The sequence below is a fragment of the Amycolatopsis sp. NPDC049688 genome, from assembly GCF_040674975.1.
Taxonomy (GTDB): domain Bacteria; phylum Actinomycetota; class Actinomycetes; order Mycobacteriales; family Pseudonocardiaceae; genus Amycolatopsis.
In genome coordinates this window covers 43,541-62,466 of the sequence record NZ_JBFANY010000007.1, presented here as the reverse complement: position 1 = coordinate 62,466, position 18,926 = coordinate 43,541, and the positions used below count along the sequence as shown (strand labels likewise).

The window sequence follows — 18,926 nt, the reverse complement described above, 5'->3', positions numbered from 1 at the left end:
GATACCGGCGAGTAGGGTGACGCGCCGCCCGTCCGGCGTGGCCTACCCTGGCGCCATGCAGAGATTGAGCGGCCTCGACGCGAGCTTCCTCTACCTCGAGACGTCGTCCCAGGTCCTGCACGTCTGCGGGCTGCTCGTCCTCGACGGCTCGACCGTCCCCGGCGGCTACTCGTTCGCGAAGCTGTACGAAAAGCTCGACGCGCGCGTGCGGGAAATCCCGGCGTTCCGCCGCAAACTGCACAATCCGCTCTGGAACCTCAGTCATCCCGTGTGGATCGAGGACGAGGAGTTCGACCTCGACCACCACGTGCACCGCATCGGCGTGCCCGCCCCGGGCGACCGCACCGAGCTGGCCGACCTCTGCGCGCACATCGCCGGGCAGCAGCTCGACCGCGCGCACCCGCTGTGGCAGCTGTACGTCATCGAGGGCCTGGCCGACGGCCAGTTCGCCGTCCTGCTCAAGATGCACCACGCGAGCGTCGACGGCGTCAGCGGCGCCAGCCTGATCACCTACCTGGCCGGCCTGGAACCGGACGGCCCGATGCCCCGGGTCGACGAGCGCAGCACCGGCGGCACGCCGTCGCCGCTGGACCTGCTGCGCTCCGGCGTCGAGAGCGTCGCGAGACGCCCCGCCGAGGTCGCGCGGCTGCTGCCCGACCTGCTGGGCCTGGTGCCGCGGTGGCTCGGCCGGGCGTTGCGGGGCCAGGGCATGCCGGTCCCGTTCACCGCGCCGAGGACGTCGCTGAACGGCACGATCACCGGGCACCGCAGCGTCGCGTTCGCCCAGCTCGACCTGGCCGAGATCAAGGAGGTGAAGAACGCCTTCGGGGTCACGGTCAACGACGTCGTGCTCGCGCTGGTCGCCGGCGCGCTGCGGGAGTTCCTCGCCGCGCGCGGCGAGCTGCCGTCGGACCCGCTGGTGGCGACCGTCCCGGTCTCGGTGCACGACCGCACCGAACGCGAGCACGGCAGCAACAAGGTTTCGGCGTTCTTCGCCTCCCTGCCGACGCACCTGGCCGACCCGGCCGCCCGGGTGTTCTTCCTCGCCGAGGCCAACCGGCGGTCGAAGGACCACCACCACGACATCGACGCCGACATGCTGCAGGACTGGGCGCAGTTCTCGGCCGCGACGGCGTTCGGACTCGCCGTGCGCGCGTATTCGGCGCTCAGGCTGGCCGAAAAGCACCCGGTGGTGCACAACCTGGTCGTCTCGAACGTGCCCGGCCCGCCGATGCCGCTGTACTTCCTCGGCGCGCGGATCACCGGCTTCTACCCGCTCGGCCCGGTGTTCCACGGCGCCGGGCTGAACGTCACCGTGCTGTCCAACGCCGGCAAGGTGCACGTCGGCCTGCTCGGCGCGCGCGAGCTGGTCAAGGACCTGTGGCCGCTGGCCGACGCGCTGCCGGACGCGCTCGCCGAGCTGCTCAAGGCCGCGGGCTGAGCACCACCACCGGGATCTCCCGCTCGGTCCAGGCCTGGTATTTCGCGAAGTCCGCGTACAGCTCCACCAGCCGCGGCCAGAGGGTGTCGCGTTCGGCTCCCTCCGCGACCCGCGCCCGGACCGGAACCCCGCGGCGGCCCTTGAGGTGGATGCGGGTTTCGGGGTGGGCCAGCAGGTTGTGGTACCACTGCGGGTGCTTCGGCAGCCCGCCCTGCGAGCCGACGATGACGACGTCGTCGCCGGAGCGCAGGTACAGCAGCGGGGTGGTGAACAGCCGCCCGGACTTGCGGCCGCGGTGCTCCAGCAGCAGCGTCGGCACGGGCTTGCGGAACCCGGCGCCCACCCGCCACTTGCTCCCGATGCGGCCGCCGGTCAGCCGGAAGACCGCCACCTGCGCCTTGGCCGCGTACTTCATGACTTTCGCCGTCACGGGCGAGTCGAGGCCGCCGGGCTTCCGGTCGGGCAGGCTGAAGCGTCCCATCAGGGGTTCCTTCCTCGGAGGGAGTGGACGGCGGCGAGCAGGGCGGGCACCCACCGGTCGGCGGCGAGGACGCAGGCGGCGTGCCCGGCCGCGACCTCGTAGGCCGCCGCGCCCGGGATCCGGCGGGCGAGGGACCGCTGGTGGTCCGGGGCGATGAACCGGTCCCGGGCGGTCACGACGACCGCCGCCGGCAGGCGCAGCGTGGGCAGCCACGGCGTCGAGTCGAACCGGCCGATCTCGTCGACGGCGACCGCGATCTCCCACGGCTTGGTCGACCGGAACTCCCGCAGGCCCCACCGGTAGTCCTCGACGCGCCGCGACGGTGCTTCCGGGAGCCGGACGCGCGCACGCAGCCGCGGCAGCGCCCGGCCGAACAGGTCGAGGGCGGCGCGCTGGCGCAGCCCGCGGCGGAAGCTGCTCGCGGTCGAACAGAGCACCAGACCGGTAACACGTTCTGGTTCGGCGCGAGCCGCGAGCTGGGCGACCAGCCCGCCCATCGAGTACCCGGCGAGCGCGAACCGTGCCAGGCCGAGCGCGTCCGCGACCGCGATGACGTCCCCGGCGCAGTCGGCGAGCCGGAACTGCGGCGACCGGATGCCCCGGCCGTGCCACCGCTGGTCGAACACGACGACGCGGTGGTCCCGCGCCAGCTTCGCCAGCGCCGGGTACCAGGTCAGCAGGCCCGTGCAGGCCACCGAGTGCAGCAGGACCAGCGCGGGCGCCTCCCGCGGCCCGACGTCGGTGACGACGGTCCGGCCGCGCCCGGGCAGGTCGAGGGGAACCGGGTCCGGCACGCCGGCGGTCGGGGGCACGGTGATCAGCCGCCTCCGCGCCATTGCGCCACCCCCGGGGGTTGCCGTGTCCGCCCTTTCCGGTTAAGACTAGAACAAGTTTCAATATTGCGCCCGATCCGGAGGACAGGCGTGGACTTCGCCCTTGACGATACGCAGACCGAGATCGCCGCCCTCGCCGCGAAGGTGCTCAGCGACTTCGGGGGTGCGAACCCCGCACCCCGCCCGGGGGGCTCTGCCCCCGCGGACCCCTCGAAGCGGGTGACGTCCGACGATCCCTGGCGCGCACTCGCGTCGGCGGGCCTGCTGGCTCTGGCGTTGCCCCCGGAGCTGGAAGGCGACGGCCTCGGCGTCTCGGAGGTCGCGCAGGTGCTGACCGAGGTCGGCCGGGCCGCCGCGCCGGTGCCCGCGTACGCCGCGCTGGCGCTGGGCGTCCTGCCGCTCGAGTCCCTCGGTACTCCGGCCCAGCGCGCGGAGTTCCTGCCGCCGGTCGCGGCCGGGGAAACGCTGCTGACCGCGGCATTGCACGAGCCGTCCGCTCCGCTGGCCGCCGAGCCCGCGACCACCGCGCGCGCCGCCGACGGCCGCTGGATCCTCGACGGCGTCAAGACCGCCGTCCCGTATGCCGCTGAGGCCCACCGGATCCTCACGCCGGTGTCCACCCCGCACGGCACCGCCGTCTACCTGGTCGATCCGCACGCCGATGGCGTCACCCTCGTGTCCACCCGCAACTCGGCCGGAACGCCGGAATGCACCGTGCGCCTGGACGCCGTGGCCGTCGAAGAGGCCGACCTGCTGGCCGACGGGGACGCCGTCGCCGTCCTGCACCGGTTCGCGCTGGCCGGGGCGCTCGCCCTCGGCGACGGCCTGCTCGCCGGCGCGCTCGCGCTGACCGTGAAGCACGTCGGGGAGCGCACCCAGTTCGGCCGTCCCCTCGCGGCGTTCCAGGCGGTGGCCGGGCAGATCGCCGACGTCTACGTGGCTGCGCGGACCGTGCACCTCGCCGTGACGTCCGCGGTGTGGCGGCTGGCTTCCGGGCTCGACGCGGACGCCGAACTGGACATCGCCGCCTACTGGTTCGCTTCGCAGGCCCCGCAAGCACTGGCGACCTGCCACCACCTGCACGGCGGGGTCGGCGTCGACGAAACCTATCCGCTGCACCGGTATTCGTCGGCGGTCAAGGATCTCGGCCGGGCGCTCGGCGGCGCCGCGCACCGGCTCGGCAGGCTCGGCGAACGAGTGGCGGGGTGAGCGGATGCACGTCGAACTGACCGCGGCGCAACGGGAACTGCGCGCCGAGCTGCGCGCGTACTTCGCCGGGCTGATCAGTCCCGAGGAACGTCAAGCCATGCGGCGCGAGCGGCACGGGCCGGTGTTCCGCGAGATCGTCCGGCGGATGGGCCGTGACGGCCGGCTCGGCGTCGGCTGGCCGGTCGAGTACGGCGGCCAGGGATTCGGCGGCCTCGAACAGCACCTGTTCGTCGACGAGGCCGCGCGCGCCGACGTCCAGCTGCCGTCGGTGACGCTGCAGACGGTCGGGCCGACGCTGCAGGAGTTCGGCACGGACGAGCAGAAGTCGTTCTTCCTGCCGAAGATCCTGGCCGGCGAGATCCACTTCGCGATCGGGTACACCGAGCCGGAAGCGGGGACCGATCTGGCGTCGCTGCGGACGACGGCGGTGCGCGACGGCGACGAATACGTCGTCAACGGGCAGAAGATCTTCACCACCGGCGGGCACGACGCCGACTACATCTGGCTCGCCGTGCGGACCGACCCGGAGGCGCCGAAGCACCGCGGCATCTCGATCCTGATCGTCGACACGAGCGACCCCGGCTACTCGTGGACGCCGATCATCACCTGCGACGGCGCGCACCACGTCAACGCGACGTACTATTCGGACGTTCGCGTACCGGCGAACCGCTTGGTGGGCAGGGAAAACGCGGGCTGGCGGCTGATCACGACGCAGCTCAACCACGAGCGCGTGATGCTCGGCCCGGCCGGGCGCATCGGCGGCCTGTACGACCGCGTGCACGCCTGGGCGGCCGCGCACGGCCTGCTGGACCTCGCCGACGTCCGCGCCGTGCTGGCCGACGCCCTCGCCGTCACGCGGGTGAACGAGCTGCTGAACTGGCAGGTCGCGGTGTCCTCGGCGAGCGCGCCGGTGGGCGTGGCCGACGCGTCGGCGACGAAGGTGTTCAGCTCCGAGGCCATCCAGCGGATCGGCCGTGATCTCGAAGAAGTCGTCGGGCGCCACGGCGACCTGGCCGATCCGGACACCGCCGAGCTGGCGGACTGGCTCGACCTCACCGCGAAGCGCAACATCGTGCTGACGTTCGGTGGCGGCGTCAGCGAAATCCAACGGGAGCTGATCGCCTCGATCGGCCTGGGCCTGCCGAGGGTGCCACGATGAACGTCCGGGAAGCCGCCGACGAAATCGCGGCCAAGGGGGAATCCTCGCCGAGCCTGGCCCGGGACCCCGTCAACCAGGCCATGGTGAACAACTGGGTCGAGGCGATCGGGGACGCCAACCCGGTCTACACCGACCCGGAGTTCGCCGCCGCGAGCGTCCACAAGGGACTGGTCGCGCCACCGGCGATGGCTCAGGTGTGGACGATGAAGGGCCTGCACGGTGCGCGGGCCGAAGACGACCCGCTCGGCGCGATGATGGCGGTGCTCGACGAGGCCGGGTTCACCTCCGTGGTGGCCACGAACTCCGAACAGACCTACCACCGCTACCTCCGGCCGGGAGAGCAGGTCGCGGCGACCACCCGGCTGGAGGACGTCGCCGGGCCGAAGAAGACCGCCTTGGGCGAGGGCTGGTTCGTGACGACGCGGACGACGTGGTACGTCGGCGAAGAGGCCGTCGCCGAGATGGTGTTCCGCGTCCTCAAGTTCCGCCCGCCCGTCCCGAAACCGCCGCCCGCGCCGGTGCTGCGGCCGGTGATCAGCCGGGACACCGAGTTCTTCTGGGCGGGCCTTCGCGAGGGCGAGCTGCGGATCCAGCGCTGGGGCGAGACGCTGCGGCACCCGCCGGGGCCGATGCCGCCCGACGGCTCGCTGGACGCCAAGCCCGACTACGTCGTCGCGAGCGGCCGGGGGACCGTGTTCTCCTACGTCGTGCACCACCACCCGCCGGTGCCGGGCAAGGAACTGCCGTTCGTGGTGGCCCTGGTGGAACTGGAAGAAGGGGTGCGCGTGATGGCCGAGCTCCTCGACGCGTCACCGGAAGAGGTCCACATCGGACTGCCGGTGGTGGCGGCGTTCGTCCGCGTCGACGACGACCTGACCCTGCCCGCGTGGAAGGTGGCCCGATGACCGCCGTCGCCGAAGGCACCGAGCTGCCGCCGCTGACGATCGAGGCGACGCCGACGTTCGTCGTCAGCACGGCCTTGGCCACCCGCGACTTCCAGGACGTCCACCACGACCGCGACTCGGCGGTGGCCCGCGGTTCGAAGGACATCTTCCTCAACATCCTCACCGACACGGGTCTCGTCCAGAGGTTCGTGTCGGAGTGGGCCGGGCCCGAGGCGCTGATCCGGTCGATCAAGATCCGGCTCGGCGTACCGTGCTACGCCTACGACACCCTGACGTTCACCGGCCGCGTGGTCTCGCGCGAGGGCAACGACGTCGTGGTGTCGGTGTCCGGTGTGGACAGTCTCGGCGAGCACGTCGCCGGGACGGTGGAGGTGACGCTGCCGTGACGCTGCCGGGCAAGGCGGCCATCGCCGGGATCGGCGCGACGGAGTTCTCGAAGGACTCCGGGCGCAGCGAACTGCGGCTGGCGGCCGAATGCATCTCGCACGCACTGGCCGACGCGGGCCTCGAACCATCCGATGTGGACGGACTGGTGTCGTTCACCATGGACGGCAACGCCGAGATCGCGGTGGCGCGCGAACTGGGGATCCCCGAACTCAGGTTCTTCAGCCGGATCCACTACGGCGGCGGCGCCGCGGCGGCGACCGTGCAGCAGGCCGCGATGGCGGTGGCGACCGGCGTCGCGGACGTCGTCGTCGCGTACCGGGCGTTCAACGAGCGGTCCGGGCACCGCTTCGGCCAGGTGTCCTCGGCGGCGGCCGGGCAGGTCAACTCGTCCGGGGTCGACAACGCGTTCCACTACCCGATGGGCATCGCGACCCCGGCGGCGACGGTCGCCATGGTGGCCCAGCGGTACCTGCACGACTACGGCGCGACCAGCGAGGACTTCGGGCGCGTCGCGGTGATCGACCGCAAGCACGCGGCGACCAACCCGGAAGCGTGGTTCCACGGCCGGCCCATCACCCTGGCGGAGCACCAGGCGTCGCGCTGGGTGGCCGAGCCGTTGCACCTGCTCGACTGCTGCCAGGAGAGCGACGGCGGGGTCGCGCTGGTCGTCACGAGTGTTTCGCGGGCTCGCGATCTCGCGCGGCCGCCGGCGGTGATCGCGGCGGCGGCGCAGGGCAGCGGGCCGGACCAGTACGTGATGACCAGCTACTACCGCGACGACCTGGCGGCGCTGCCGGAGATGGGCGTCGTCGGGCGGCAGCTGTGGGCGCAGTCGGGCCTCAGGCCGTCCGATGTGGACGTTGCCGTGCTGTATGACCACTTCACGCCATACGTGCTGATGCAGCTGGAGGAGCTGGGGTTCTGCGGCCGGGGAGAGGCGAAGGACTTCATCGCCGACGGGGCGCTGGAGCTGGACGGCGCGCTGCCGCTCAACCCGCACGGCGGCCAGCTGGGCGAGGCGTACATCCACGGCATGAACGGCATCGCGGAAGGGGTCCGCCAGCTCCGCGGCACGGCGGCCAACCAGGTCCCGGGCGCGGCGCGGGTGCTGGTCACGGCCGGTACCGGCGTGCCGACGAGCGGGCTCATCCTGACGGGTGACTGACCCGTCACCTCATTGACGGCTGGTGCGCGGCCGTCGTGGATGTCACGGTGGAGACACCATCCACGACGGAGAGTGAGGCCGATGGCGGTCGACTGGGCGCTCACGGCGGTGTTCGCGGCGCTGGCGCTGCCGTGCGTGCTGCGCCTGGTGCGCCTCGACTACGCACGCCTGGGCCACGGCGTCCGCCACGGCGACCTGGCGGAGCTGCTGCTGGTGGTGGCGATGGTGGCGATGTTCTCCCCGGTGGGCGGCCCGATCCCGGCCGCGGGCTGGCAGGCGGTGCTGGCGTTGACGACGGGCTGGTTCGCGGTGGCCTGGTGGCGCGGCCGCTCCTGCGCCCACCACACCCTGTCGGCGGCGGCGATGCTGTACATGGTGACGGCCATGCCCCACGGCGGAATGGACCACGGCCCGTGGCTGACGATGCCGGCCGTGGAGGCCCGGCTGGCGCTGCCGCTGGTGGCGGTGCTGGCCGCGGGCTACTTCGTGGCGGACGCGGCGTGGTCCGGGGTGCTCGCGGTGCGCGGTTCGCCGGTCGTGGGCCAGGCGTCGCGCGCGGTGTGCCGGATGGTCATGGGCGCCGGGATGGGCTACATGCTGCTGGCCTCGGCTTTGTGACCTCAGCCGGCGACCCGCCGCACCTCGCCCAGCGGGCTGTCTCCAGGCTCCGGAAGCGAAGCCGCCGGGTGCTCCGCCGTCCACTGGGCCGCCGCTGCGATGTCGCTCTTCAACGCCGTGATCAAGTCCTCCGCCGAGGCGTACTTCTCCTGGTCGCGCAGGTGGGAGCCCAGCCACACCACCAGCGTCTCGCCGTACAGATCGCCCGTGAAGTCCAGCACGTGGGCCTCCAGCAGCCGGTACCCGTCCGCGCCGTAGTACGTCGGGCGGCGGCCCACCGAGATCGCCGCGGGCAGCCGGGTGCCGTCCGGGCGGCCGATCCAGCCCGCCCACACCCCGTCGCCCAGTGAGCCGGACTGGTCGCCCAGTGCGATGTTGGCCGTCGGAAAGCCCAGCTCGCGGCCGCGCCGGTCGCCCGGCTCGACCGTTCCGCGCACCACGAAGTATTCCGGCATCGAAGTCACCCCACCACGGTAGCGGCTCGGACAACCCGGCTCAGGAAGTGGACACCAGCACCGTGTCCGCCAGCACCGGCGCGTCGTCCCGCTCCGCCGCCGACGTCGTCACCAGCAGCCGGTCGCCCTGGCGCCACACCCGGATCCGCAGCGTCTCGCCCGGGAACACCACGCCGGCGAACTTCGTCGCGAACGACGCCACCCGGGCCGGGTCGCCGTCGAGGAACTCGTTCACCAGGACCCGCGCGACGATCCCGTACGTGCACAGCCCGTGCAGGATCGGCCGGTCGAAACCCGCCGCGCGGGCGAACTCCGGGTCGGCGTGCAGCGGGTTCCGGTCGCCGCACAGCCGGTACAGCAGCGCCTGCTGCGGCAACGTCGGCGTCTCGAACACGAAATCAGGCGAACGCGTCGGCCAGGAAATCTTGTCCGACGGCCCCCGCGAACCGCCGAAACCACCCTCGCCGCGCGCGAAGATGCTCGACCGGGCCGTCCACAGTGGATCGCCCGACGACGACGTGACGGCGACCTCCTGGACCACCACCGCCGCCTTGCCCTTGTCGTACACGTCCGCGACCCGCGAGCTGGCCACGGCTTTGCCCGAAACCGGGATCGGCTGGTGCAGCGTGATCTCCTGCTTGCCGTGCAGCACCTTCGCCAGGTCGATCTCGACCCCGGGGAACGACACCGCCGGCGGGTCGAACACGCGCAGGTTCGCCGCCACCGTCGCGAACGTCGGCAGCACCACCAGGTCCCGCTCGTAGGTGTAGCGCAGCTCGTCCGGGCCGGCGCCCAGCGCCAGGTGGTACAGCAGCACGTCCGACGACGTCCAGGCGAAGCTCACCTCGCCGATTTCGGCACCGATGGCGACGTCGGGGTTGATGGGCACGAAGACTCCCTATTCGTAGCTGATCGAGACCTCGTCGGTGACCGGCAGCGACTGGCAGGCCAGCACGATGCCGTCCGCCATGTCCTCGGCGTCCAGGACCTCGTTGTGCAGCATCTTCACCTCGCCTGCCACGACCCGGCACGCGCACGCGCTGCACTGCCCCTCACGACACGAGTACGGCGCGTCCATCCCCGCGTCCAGCAGCCGGTCCAGGAGCTTCCGCTGCCGCGGCCAGGCCAGCGTCCGCGTGTCGCCGTCCAGCGACACCGTCAGCGACGCCGGGGCCTCGCCGGACTCGGGCTCGGGCTCGGGGGCACCGGACTCGAACGGGTTCCCGGTCAGCGACGTGAACTTCTCGACGTGCACCCGCTCCCGCGGGACTCCGAGCTGTCCCAGTGCCTCCCGCGCGGCCGCCATGAACGGCGCCGGACCACACAGGAAAGCCTCGTGCGACGTGTACGCCGAAGCGAGCCCGCGCAGCTGCGGGACGTCCGGCAGGCCCTGGACGCTCTCCAGCCAGTGGACGACGACGAGCCGGTCGCCGTAGCGCTTGGCCAGCGACGCCAGTTCGCCCGCGAAGATCACCGAGTGCTCGTCGCGGTTCGCGTAGACCAGCACGACCCGGCCGGAACCGGTCTCCAGGGCCGTCTTGAGGATCGCCATCACCGGCGTGATGCCGCTGCCGGCGGCGAACAGCAGGAAGTCCTCGTCCACCGACGCCGGGCAGAACACCCCGGCCGGGGCCAGCACTTCGATCTGCATTCCCGGCTGCAACGCCGAGCAGATCCAGCCGGACCCGTACCCGCCGTCGGTGCGCTTGACCGTCACCTGCACGCGGTTCTCGTGCGGCGCACTCGACAGGGAGTAGCACCGCGCCACCGAACCAGTCTGCTCGCTGGGGATCTTCAACGTCAGGAACTGCCCGGCGGAATAACGGAACGCGTCGGTGTGCTCCGGAGGGATCTCGAAGACCACCGACCGCGCGTCCGGGGTTTCGACGACGACGTCGGCGACGGTCAGCGTGTAGACCCGCTCAGCCATCGGCCACCGCCAGCGTGCCTTCGCGCACCGCGTCGCCGATGCTGTCGGCCAGCTTCGGGCACGTGTCGAGCAGCGCCGACGGGCCGTCGGCGTCCGCGAACACCGGGCAGGTGTCGGCGGGCCGGGACGTCCACTGGATGCTCGTGTGCTGGATGCTGTTCTTCTTCACCAGCACGCACGTCCCGCAGCTGCGGCACTCGTGCGGTCGCAGCCCGCCCGACAGGAACTCGGTCTGCTCGGCGGTCGTCACACTTCCGCCTCGGTCTTCTGCCGCGCCAGGTTCTCCGCGACCTCCGCCGCCCACGCCTCGTTCGCCTTCGTGGTGTCCACTTCGAACTCGAACCGCTGCGTCATGTCGTCGGTGACATCGGCGGCGTCGACGTAGAACTGCTGGTACCACCGGCGAAGCTGGTAGACCGGACCGTCCTCTTCGCACAGCAGCGGGTTGTCGATCTGTGTCTTGTGCTTCCAGATCTCGACGTCCTGCAGGAACCCGGCGCCGATCCCGCGAGCCAGCTTCGCGGCGATCTTGTCCGCGTGCTCGTCGGAGATCCCCGGCAGCTTCTTCACCTTCATGCCGTACTGCAGCACGAACGACGTCGGCGTCACGGGGTAGTGGCAGTTGATGAGCACGCTCTCGATTTCGTAGCCCTGGAACGAGTTCACCAGCTTGTTGATCATGTAGGACGGCCCGAAGTACGACGCCTCCGACCGCAGCAGGTTGTCCTCGCCGCCGTAGTTCGAGGCCATGCCCATGTCCGGGCGGCCCTTGGTGTTGAGGTACTGGGTGGCGATGTGGCCTTCGAAGACGTTCTTGAAGTATGTCGGGTAGGCGTAGTGGATGTAGAAGAAGTGCGCCATGTCCACGACGTTGTCGATGATCTCCCGGCAGTTGGAGCCGTCGATGAAGATCTCGTCCCAGGTCCAGTTGCTCCACTCGTCGCTGTGGGCGGCTTCGATCCGGGGGATGGCCACCTCCTCGGGCGGCGGGTTGCCCTCGGGGTCGTGCCACACCAGCAGCTGGCCGTTCTGCTCGGAAGCCGTCCACGACCGCGTCCGCGCGCGCAGCGGAACCCGCTTGGCGTAGGGGATCGAGACGCACTTGCCCTTGCCGTTCCAGCGCCAGTCGTGGAACGGGCAGGCCACCTCGTCGCCCTTGACGCTGCCCTGGGTGAGGTCGCCGCCCATGTGCCGGCAGTAGCCGTCGAGCACGTGCAGCTCGCCCGCCGAGTCCGCCCACACCACGAGCTTCGTGCCGAACGCGGTGATCGCGTGCGGCTTCCCGTCGCGGAAGTTCTCCGCCAGGCCCAGGCAGTGCCAGCCGCGGGCGAACCGGGTCGGCGGCTCGCCGGCGTAGATGGTGCGTACCGATTCCTGCGTCATCGCTGCCCTCCCGTGGTCCCCTGATCTTCGTTCGCCAGCCGCGTCGCCGCAAGGTAGCCGAACACCATGGCGGGGCCGATGGTCGCGCCCGGCCCGGCGTACGTCCGGCCCATCACGGCGGCGCTGGCGTTGCCCGCGGCGAACAGCCCCGGCACGGCCGAGCCGTCCTCGCGCAGCACCCGCGCGTGCTCGTCGGTGCGCAGCCCGCCCTTGGTGCCCAGGTCACCCGGCACGATCTTCACCGCGTAGAACGGCGCTTTGTCCAGCGGGCCGAGGCTGGGGTTGGGCTTGTTGCGCGGGTCGCCGTAGTAGTGGTCGTACTTGCTGACGCCGCGGTGGAAGTCCTCGTCGACGCCCTTGCGCGCGAAGCCGTTGAAGCGCTCGACGGTGGCTTCCAACGCGGACGCCGGGACGTCGATCTTCGCCGCCAGCCCGGCCAGCGTCGACGACTTCGCCGCGATCCCCGCCTTGAACCAGCGGCCGGGCAGCGGCTGGCGCGGCCCGATGCCGGTGAACATGTACCGGTCCTTGTAGCGCTGGTCGAACAGCAGCCAGGTCGGGATGTGCTGCCCCGGGCCGTCGCCGGGGCCGTACATCGCGTGCACGGCCTCGACGTAGGGCGCGGACTCGTTGACGAACCGTTCGCCGCGCGCGTCGACCATGATGCTGCGCGGCCGGGACCGTTCGGCGAGCGCGAACCACGGGCCGCCGGTGAGCGGCAGCGACGGCCCCCACCAGGCGTCGTCCATCAGGTCGAGGGCCGCGCCGAGCTTGAGGCCCGCGGTGATGCCGTCGCCCGTGTTCGCCTCCGCGCCGACGGTCCAGTCGACGCCGATCGGCGCGCGCTGGTACTTCTCGCGCATCTCGAGGTTCCGCTCGAACCCGCCGCTGGCGAGGATCACGCCCCGCCGGGCGCCGATGGCACCGGTCCCGGTGACGACGCCGGTGACGCGGTCGCCCTCGACCTGGAGATCGACCAGGGGGGTGTTCAGCCGGACCTCGACGCCGGCCCGGGCCAGTCCCACCCGAAGGCCGGCCGCAAGCGCTTGCCCCATGCTCAGCAGCCGCTGCCCGCGGAGCTTCCCGACGAGCCACTGCCGGCCCAGCGACAGCAACCGGACGGCCCCGCGGGGGTGCCGGGCCAGCAGGCTCAGCCAGCGGTAGTCGGCCTGGGTGATCGGGACGCCGAGCGGGGGAGCGCTGTACGGCGGTTCGAGGTGGGCCAGCTCGGGACCCAGGAGCTTGCCGTCGAAGGCCATCGGCTCGACCGAGCGGCCGCCGGGCCGCCCGCCCGGGGCTTCGGGGTGGTAGTCGCTGTAGTCGCGGACCCAGCGGAACTTCAGCGGGGTGTGGTCGCAGACGAACTTCAGCACCTCGGGGCCGTGCGCGAGGAACGTGTCGCGCCGGACGGCCGGGACGACGTCCCCGACGATCGAGGCGAGGTACTCGCGCGCCCGTTCGGGGGGTTCGTCGATCCCGGCGGCGCGCAGGGCGTGGTTGCCGGGGATCCACACGCCGCCGCCGGAGCGGGCGGTCGAGCCGCCGAAGCAGCCGGCCTTCTCCAAGACCACTACGCTCAGACCGTGGTGGGCCGCGGCCAGCGCGGCGGTCATCCCGGCGGCGCCACTGCCGACCACGACGACGTCGAACTGCTCCGTCATGCCACCTCTCCTGCAACGTGTTCCAGGTAACGAGTATCCAGTTGAGAGCGCCTTTCGGCCACGATAGACGAGAACGTGTTTCAGTTCTAGGGTAGCGACCATGGACGCACTCGTCGCGGACGTGGTCATCGTGGGATTCGGGGCGGCCGGCGCCTGCGCCGCCCTCGAAGCGGCCGACGCGGGCGCCGACGTCGTCATCGTCGAGCGCTTCGCCGGGGGAGGGGCCAGCGCGGTCAGCGGTGGCGTGGTCTACGCCGGCGGCGGCACCGGCCAGCAGCTCGACGCGGGGGTCGAGGACTCCGTCGACGCGATGTACGCCTACCTGCGCCGGGAAACCGGGGACGTCGTCTCCGAGGCGACGCTGCGGCGGTTCTGCGAAGGCAGCCGCGAGATGATCACCTGGCTGGAGGGCAACGGCGTGCCGTTCGAAGGCAGCCTGTGCCCGTACAAGACGTCGTACCCGAGCGACGCGCACTACCTCTACTACTCCGGCAGCGAGGCGGCCGGCGGGTTCCGCGACGCGGCGAAACCGGCGCCGCGCGGCCACCGCGTCAAGGGGCCCGGGACGTCGGGGAAGATGCTGATGGCGCGGCTCAAGGCGGCCGTGCGCGCCCGCGGCATCCGCGTGCTGACGCAGACGACCGCCCGCAGCCTGATCCGCGACGACGCGGGCCGCGTCACCGGGCTCGTCGCCGACACCCTGAGCGGCGCGCCCGCCGGGGTGCGGGCGCGGCACCAGCGCTTCGCGCAGTACGCCGCGAAGCCCGGGATCTACGTGCCTTCGCTGCGCAAGTCGCTGCACCGGCGGGTCGAGCGGTTCGAGCGCGCGCACGGCCGTGAGCTGCGGATTTCCGCCCGGCGCGGGGTCGTGCTCGCCGCGGGCGGGTTCATCGCGAACCGCGAGATGGTCCGCGAACACGCCCCGGCCTACCGCGGCGGCCTCCCGCTCGGCACGTCCGCCGACGACGGTTCGGGCATCCGCCTGGGCGTCGAGGCCGGCGGCGCGACCGGCGAGCTCGGCCGGATCTCCGCGTGGCGGTTCATCACGCCGCCGAGCGCGTTCCTCGGCGGGATCATCGTCGACGCCGCCGGGCGGCGGGTCATCGACGAGTCCCGGTACGGCGCCGCCGTCGGCGAACGGCTGATCGAGGGGCACGGGAGCAAGGGCTGGCTGCTCGTCGACGCGCCGATCGTCGCCGAAGCGCGGCGGGACACGAAGGCGCAGAGCCAGTGGTTCCAGGGGCTGCAGCTGCGGTACCTGCTGCGGCGCGGCCGCGTCACCGGGACGACGGTGGAAGAGGTGGCGCGCAAGGCCGGCGTCGACCCGCAGGGGCTGCGGGCGAGCGTCGAGGCGTACCACGGTGACCGGGATCCGGTGGGCAAGCCGGCCGAGTTCGCGCGGCGGCTGGACAACCCGCCGTACTCGCTCATCGACATCTCGGTGCGGCCGAACCTCGGGTACCCGACGCCGATGCTGACCCTCGGCGGCCTGGTCGTCGACGAGGACACGGGCGCGGTGCGGAGCACCGCGGGGCAGCCGATTCCCGGGCTGTACGCCGCCGGCCGTACCGCCGTGGGAATCTGTTCCAGGTCCTACGTGAGCGGCCTCTCCCTGGCCGACTGCGTGTTTTCCGGCCGTAGAGCGGGGATCAACAGTGCCCTGGCGCAGGGCGTTCTCGACAAAAACGAGAACGTGTTCTAGTCTCTCTGGTGAGTGGAAACGAGAGAGGAACTGCGCATGAGCGAGCAGGTGATCGCCGGGGTCCGGGACCTCCTGCCGGTCCTGCGGGAACGGGCCCAGGACGCCGAGGACGCGCGCCGCGTCCCCGAGGAGTCCGTCAAGGCCCTGCAGGAGACCGGGTTCTTCAAGCTGCTTCAGCCGACGCTCCACGGGGGCTTCGAAGCCGACCCGGTGAGCTTCTACACCGCGGTCAAGCTGATCGCGAGCGCGTGCGGGTCCACCGGCTGGGTCGCCTCCATCCTCGGCGTCCACCCGTGGCACGTGGCGCTGTTCGACGCCCAGGCCCAGCAGGAGGTCTGGGGCGAGGACCAGGACGTGCGGATCTCGTCGTCGTACGCGCCGATGGGCAAGGCCGAGGTCGTCGAGGGCGGCTACCGGCTGTCGGGCCGGTGGAGCTTCTCCTCCGGCAGCGACCACTGCACGTGGGTGCTGCTCGGGGGACCTGCCTTCAAGGACGGCAAGCCGGTCGACTTCTGCACCTACCTGCTGCCGATCGCCGACTACTCCATTGTGGACGTCTGGGACACGATCGGCCTGCGCGGCACCGGCTCGAACGACATCGTCGTCGAGGACGTCTTCGTGCCGCAGCACCGGGCGCTGAGCTTCATCGCGACGTCGAAGTGCAAGGTGCCGGGCCAGGCCGTCAACCCCGGCCCGCTGTACCGCCTCCCGTACGGTTCGGTGCACCCGACCACGATCACCGCGCCGATCATCGGCATGGCCCAGGGCGCCTACGACGCCCACGTCGAGCACCAGCGCAAGCGTGTCCGGGCCGCGTACGCCGGTGAACAGTCCAAAGAGGACCCGTTCGCCAAGGTGCGGATCGCCGAGGCGGCCAGCGAAATCGACGCGGCGTGGCTGCAGCTGACCCGCAACATCGAGGAACTGTACGAGCTCGCCAAGCGCGAGGAACGCCTGCCCGTGGACCTGCGGCTGCGCGTCCGCCGCGACCAGGTACGCGGCACCGAACGCGCGATCGCCGCGATCGACCGGCTCTTCGAGAACTCCGGCGGCCGCGCGATCCAGCGCGGGACGCCGATCCAGCGCTTCTGGCGCGACGCGCACGCGGGCCGCGTCCACGCGGCCAACGACGCCGAGCGCGCGTACGTCATGTACGGCACCGGCGCCTTCGGGCTCCCCGTCGAGAACGCGATGTACTGATGGCCGCTCCCGAAGGCAAGTACGTCCAGGCCGGCGGGCTTCGCCTGCATTACCACGAGGCCGGCGCGGAACACGCCGAGACGGTGATCCTGCTGCACGGCGGCGGGCCCGGCGCGTCGGCGTGGAGCAACTTCGGGCGCAACCTGCCGGAGTTCGCCAAGCAGTACCGGACGATCGCCGTCGACCAGCCCGGCTTCGGCCGCTCGGACAAGCCGACCGAGCACCCGCAGTACTTCCGGCACAGCGCCGACGCCGTCGTCGGCCTGATGGATGCCCTCGGCGTCGAACGCGCGCACTTCGTCGGCAACTCCCTGGGCGGGGGAGCGGCGGTCCGGCTGGCGCTGAACCACGGCAAGCGGGCCGGGCGGCTGGTGCTGATGGGGCCGGGCGGGCTGAGCGTCAACCTGTTCGCGCCCGACCCGACCGAAGGGGTCAAGAACCTCGGGCGGTTCGCCGGGAAGCCGTCGCGCGAGCGCATGGAAGCGTTCCTGCGGATCATGGTCCACGACCAGAACCTGATCACCGACGAGCTGATCGACGAACGCTTCGCCGCCGCGAACACGCCGGAGTCCCTCGCCGCGATGCGCGCGATGGGGATGTCGTTCGCGCAGCCCGACACTTACGAAGAGGGCATGCTCTGGCGCGAAGCCCACCGCCTGCGCCAGCGCGTACTCTTGGTCTGGGGACGCGAGGACCGCGTCAACCCGCTGGACGGCGCTTTGGTGGCGCTCAAGACGATTCCGCGCGCGCAGCTGCACGTGTTCGGCGGCTGCGGGCACTGGGCCCAGCTGGAGAAGTTCGACGAGTTCAACCGGCTGGCCCTCGACTTCCTCGGGAGTTCCTGATGGGCATCCGGTCACTGGGCTACCTCCGCATCGAAGCCACCGACATGGCCGCGTGGCGCGAGTACGGCCTCAAGGTGCTCGGCATGGTCGAAGGCAGCGGCACCAATCCGGACGCGCTCTACCTGCGCATGGACGACTTCCCGGCGCGGCTGGTCATCTCGCCGGGCTCCTCGGATCGCCTGGCGGTCACCGGCTGGGAGGCGGCCAACGCCGGCGAGCTCGCCGAGATCCGGTCGCGTTTGGACAGTGCTTCGGTGCCGTACAAGGAGGGCACGCCGGAGGAGCTGGCCGACCGCCGCGTCGACGAGCTGATCAGCTTCGACGACCCGTCCGGCAACACCCAGGAGGTGTTCCACGGCGTCGCACTGCAGCACCGGCGGGTGGTGAGCCCGTACGGCCACAAGTTCGTCACCGGCGAGCAGGGTCTCGGCCACGTGGTTTTGTCCACAAAGGACGATGAGGCGTCGCTGCGGTTCTACCGGGACGTCCTCGGCTTCCGGCTGCGCGACTCGATGCGCCTGCCGCCGCAGCTGGTCGGGCGCCCGGCCGACGGACCACCGGCGTGGCTGCGGTTCTTCGGCTGCAACCCGCGCCACCACAGCCTGGCGTTCCTGCCGATGCCGACGCCGTCCGGGATCGTGCACCTGATGGTCGAGGTGGAGAACACCGACGACGTCGGCCTGTGCCTCGACCGCGCGATCCGGCGGAAGGTGCCGATGTCGGCCACCCTCGGCCGGCACGTCAACGACCTGATGCTGTCGTTCTACATGAAGACCCCGGGCGGCTTCGACGTCGAGTTCGGCTGCGAAGGCCGTCAGGTCGACGACGACAACTGGATCGCCCGCGAGAGCACCGCAGTGTCGCTGTGGGGCCACGACTTCTCGGTCGGCGCGCGGCCCCCGGGCGCATGACGTCCGTGGCGGTCGACCAGACCGAGTTCCGCAGCGTGCTCGGGCACTTCTGCACCGGCGTCACGGTCGTCACCGGCCGTGACGGCGACACCCTGGCGGGGTTCGCCTGTCAGTCGTTCGCGGCGCTGTCGCTGGACCCGCCGCTGGTGCTGTTCTGCCCGGCCCGGACGTCGCGGACCTGGCCGGTGCTCGCCGCGGCCGGCCGGTTCGCGGTCAACGTCCTGGCCGAGGACCAGCAGGAGGTCAGCGCGGTGTTCGGCGCGCGCGGCGAGGACAAGTTCGCCCGCGTCGGCTGGACGCCCGCGCCGTCCGGCGCGCCCCTGCTCGACGGCGCCCTGACCTGGATCGACTGTGCCCTGGAAGCCGTGCACGAGGCCGGCGACCACTACGTCGTGATCGGCCGGGTCACCGCGCTCGGCGGTCCGTCGGACGCGCGTCCGCTGCTGTTCCACCGCGGCCGGTACGCCGTCACCGAACCGGCCCGGGACGCGCTCGCGGCCATGCTGCCCTGGCCCCGCCCCGACGACTGGCTGTGACCGCGTTGGCTCCACCGGGTGGTTGTGGAGGGTTTCACAGGTGGGCCGCATCCCATTCGCGAGAGAAAGTCGAGCCCCGGCGCGCACACTGTTACCGAGAAGACA

At 71.6% G+C, this 18,926-nt stretch carries 20 protein-coding genes; 12 read left to right on the top strand and 8 right to left on the bottom strand.

Annotation, left to right across the window (positions count from 1 at the left end; translation table 11 throughout):
• Window positions 1–55 precede the first annotated feature (55 nt).
• Window positions 56–1,441, top strand: a complete 1,386-nt coding sequence (locus tag AB0J55_RS23595; RefSeq protein WP_364252159.1) for a wax ester/triacylglycerol synthase family O-acyltransferase — start codon at window positions 56–58, stop codon at window positions 1,439–1,441.
• Here AB0J55_RS23595 and AB0J55_RS23590 read toward each other — a convergent pair.
• Together AB0J55_RS23590 and AB0J55_RS23585 are read right to left on the bottom strand one after the other, a co-directional pair.
• Complete coding sequence (locus AB0J55_RS23590) at window positions 1,425–1,922, bottom strand: nitroreductase family deazaflavin-dependent oxidoreductase (RefSeq protein ID WP_364252156.1); 498 nt, start codon at window positions 1,920–1,922, stop codon at window positions 1,425–1,427. The genes AB0J55_RS23595 and AB0J55_RS23590 overlap by 17 nt on opposite strands.
• Complete coding sequence (locus AB0J55_RS23585; protein WP_364252153.1) at window positions 1,922–2,758, bottom strand: alpha/beta fold hydrolase; 837 nt, start codon at window positions 2,756–2,758, stop codon at window positions 1,922–1,924. Before AB0J55_RS23585 ends, AB0J55_RS23590 begins: the two co-directional genes overlap by 1 nt.
• 87 nt (window positions 2,759–2,845) lie before the next feature.
• Between AB0J55_RS23585 and AB0J55_RS23580 the strand changes: the two genes are divergently transcribed.
• The 6 genes from AB0J55_RS23580 (at window position 2,846) to AB0J55_RS23555 (ending at window position 8,198) form a co-directional block, all read left to right on the top strand.
• Complete coding sequence (locus AB0J55_RS23580) at window positions 2,846–3,964, top strand: acyl-CoA dehydrogenase (protein ID WP_364252150.1); 1,119 nt, start codon at window positions 2,846–2,848, stop codon at window positions 3,962–3,964.
• 4 nt (window positions 3,965–3,968) lie between these two features.
• Entirely contained in the window at window positions 3,969–5,123 is a 1,155-nt protein-coding gene (locus AB0J55_RS23575) for an acyl-CoA dehydrogenase family protein (protein WP_364252147.1), read from the top strand.
• Window positions 5,120–6,028, top strand: a complete 909-nt coding sequence (locus tag AB0J55_RS23570) for an OB-fold domain-containing protein (protein ID WP_364252144.1) — start codon at window positions 5,120–5,122, stop codon at window positions 6,026–6,028. Before AB0J55_RS23575 ends, AB0J55_RS23570 begins: the two co-directional genes overlap by 4 nt.
• Window positions 6,025–6,414, top strand: a complete 390-nt coding sequence (locus AB0J55_RS23565; RefSeq protein ID WP_364252141.1) for a MaoC family dehydratase — start codon at window positions 6,025–6,027, stop codon at window positions 6,412–6,414. Before AB0J55_RS23570 ends, AB0J55_RS23565 begins: the two co-directional genes overlap by 4 nt.
• Complete coding sequence (locus AB0J55_RS23560; protein ID WP_364252138.1) at window positions 6,411–7,580, top strand: lipid-transfer protein; 1,170 nt, start codon at window positions 6,411–6,413, stop codon at window positions 7,578–7,580. The genes AB0J55_RS23565 and AB0J55_RS23560 overlap by 4 nt, the downstream gene beginning before the upstream one ends.
• Before the next feature lie 81 nt (window positions 7,581–7,661).
• Window positions 7,662–8,198, top strand: a complete 537-nt coding sequence (locus tag AB0J55_RS23555) for a DUF5134 domain-containing protein (protein ID WP_364252135.1) — start codon at window positions 7,662–7,664, stop codon at window positions 8,196–8,198.
• Between the two features lie 2 nt (window positions 8,199–8,200).
• On the opposite strand, the gene AB0J55_RS23550 is transcribed toward AB0J55_RS23555, so the two are convergent.
• The 6 genes from AB0J55_RS23550 to kstD are packed head-to-tail and all read right to left on the bottom strand — an operon-like array spanning window position 8,201 to window position 13,627.
• Window positions 8,201–8,653 carry a riboflavin kinase gene (locus tag AB0J55_RS23550; RefSeq protein ID WP_364253060.1) on the bottom strand — a complete coding sequence of 151 codons (453 nt, stop codon included), beginning with the start codon at window positions 8,651–8,653 and terminating at the stop codon, window positions 8,201–8,203.
• Between the two features lie 40 nt (window positions 8,654–8,693).
• Entirely contained in the window at window positions 8,694–9,542 is an 849-nt protein-coding gene (locus AB0J55_RS23545; protein WP_364252132.1) for a MaoC/PaaZ C-terminal domain-containing protein, read from the bottom strand.
• A gap of 9 nt (window positions 9,543–9,551) precedes the next feature.
• Complete coding sequence (locus tag AB0J55_RS23540; protein WP_364252129.1) at window positions 9,552–10,583, bottom strand: ferredoxin--NADP reductase; 1,032 nt, start codon at window positions 10,581–10,583, stop codon at window positions 9,552–9,554.
• On the bottom strand, window positions 10,576–10,833 hold the full coding sequence (locus AB0J55_RS23535) for a hypothetical protein (RefSeq protein ID WP_310974809.1): 258 nt from the start codon (window positions 10,831–10,833) through the stop codon (window positions 10,576–10,578). The genes AB0J55_RS23540 and AB0J55_RS23535 overlap by 8 nt, the downstream gene beginning before the upstream one ends.
• Window positions 10,830–11,966, bottom strand: coding sequence for a Rieske 2Fe-2S domain-containing protein (locus tag AB0J55_RS23530; protein WP_364252125.1), 1,137 nt, complete (start codon window positions 11,964–11,966; stop codon window positions 10,830–10,832). The genes AB0J55_RS23535 and AB0J55_RS23530 overlap by 4 nt, the downstream gene beginning before the upstream one ends.
• Window positions 11,963–13,627 carry a 3-oxosteroid 1-dehydrogenase gene (gene kstD / locus AB0J55_RS23525; protein ID WP_364252122.1) on the bottom strand — a complete coding sequence of 555 codons (1,665 nt, stop codon included), beginning with the start codon at window positions 13,625–13,627 and terminating at the stop codon, window positions 11,963–11,965. The genes AB0J55_RS23530 and kstD overlap by 4 nt, the downstream gene beginning before the upstream one ends.
• A 100-nt stretch (window positions 13,628–13,727) precedes the next feature.
• On the opposite strand from kstD, the gene AB0J55_RS23520 reads away from it, so the two are divergent.
• From AB0J55_RS23520 to hsaB, 5 genes are read left to right on the top strand one after another with little or no spacing between them, the layout of a single operon-like run.
• Window positions 13,728–15,329 (top strand): FAD-binding protein, encoded by a 1,602-nt coding sequence (locus tag AB0J55_RS23520; RefSeq protein ID WP_364252119.1) that lies wholly within the window; start codon window positions 13,728–13,730, stop codon window positions 15,327–15,329.
• Between the two features lie 36 nt (window positions 15,330–15,365).
• Window positions 15,366–16,529: a 3-hydroxy-9,10-secoandrosta-1,3,5(10)-triene-9,17-dione monooxygenase oxygenase subunit gene (gene hsaA, locus AB0J55_RS23515; protein ID WP_364252116.1), complete on the top strand. Its 1,164-nt coding sequence runs from the start codon at window positions 15,366–15,368 to the stop codon at window positions 16,527–16,529.
• Complete coding sequence (gene hsaD, locus AB0J55_RS23510) at window positions 16,529–17,374, top strand: 4,5:9,10-diseco-3-hydroxy-5,9,17-trioxoandrosta-1(10),2-diene-4-oate hydrolase (protein WP_364252113.1); 846 nt, start codon at window positions 16,529–16,531, stop codon at window positions 17,372–17,374. Before hsaA ends, hsaD begins: the two co-directional genes overlap by 1 nt.
• Window positions 17,374–18,285, top strand: coding sequence for an iron-dependent extradiol dioxygenase HsaC (gene hsaC / locus AB0J55_RS23505; protein ID WP_364252110.1), 912 nt, complete (start codon window positions 17,374–17,376; stop codon window positions 18,283–18,285). The genes hsaD and hsaC overlap by 1 nt, the downstream gene beginning before the upstream one ends.
• Window positions 18,282–18,821, top strand: a complete 540-nt coding sequence (gene hsaB / locus AB0J55_RS23500) for a 3-hydroxy-9,10-secoandrosta-1,3,5(10)-triene-9,17-dione monooxygenase reductase subunit (RefSeq protein WP_364252107.1) — start codon at window positions 18,282–18,284, stop codon at window positions 18,819–18,821. The genes hsaC and hsaB overlap by 4 nt, the downstream gene beginning before the upstream one ends.
• Window positions 18,822–18,926: the final 105 nt, after the last annotated feature.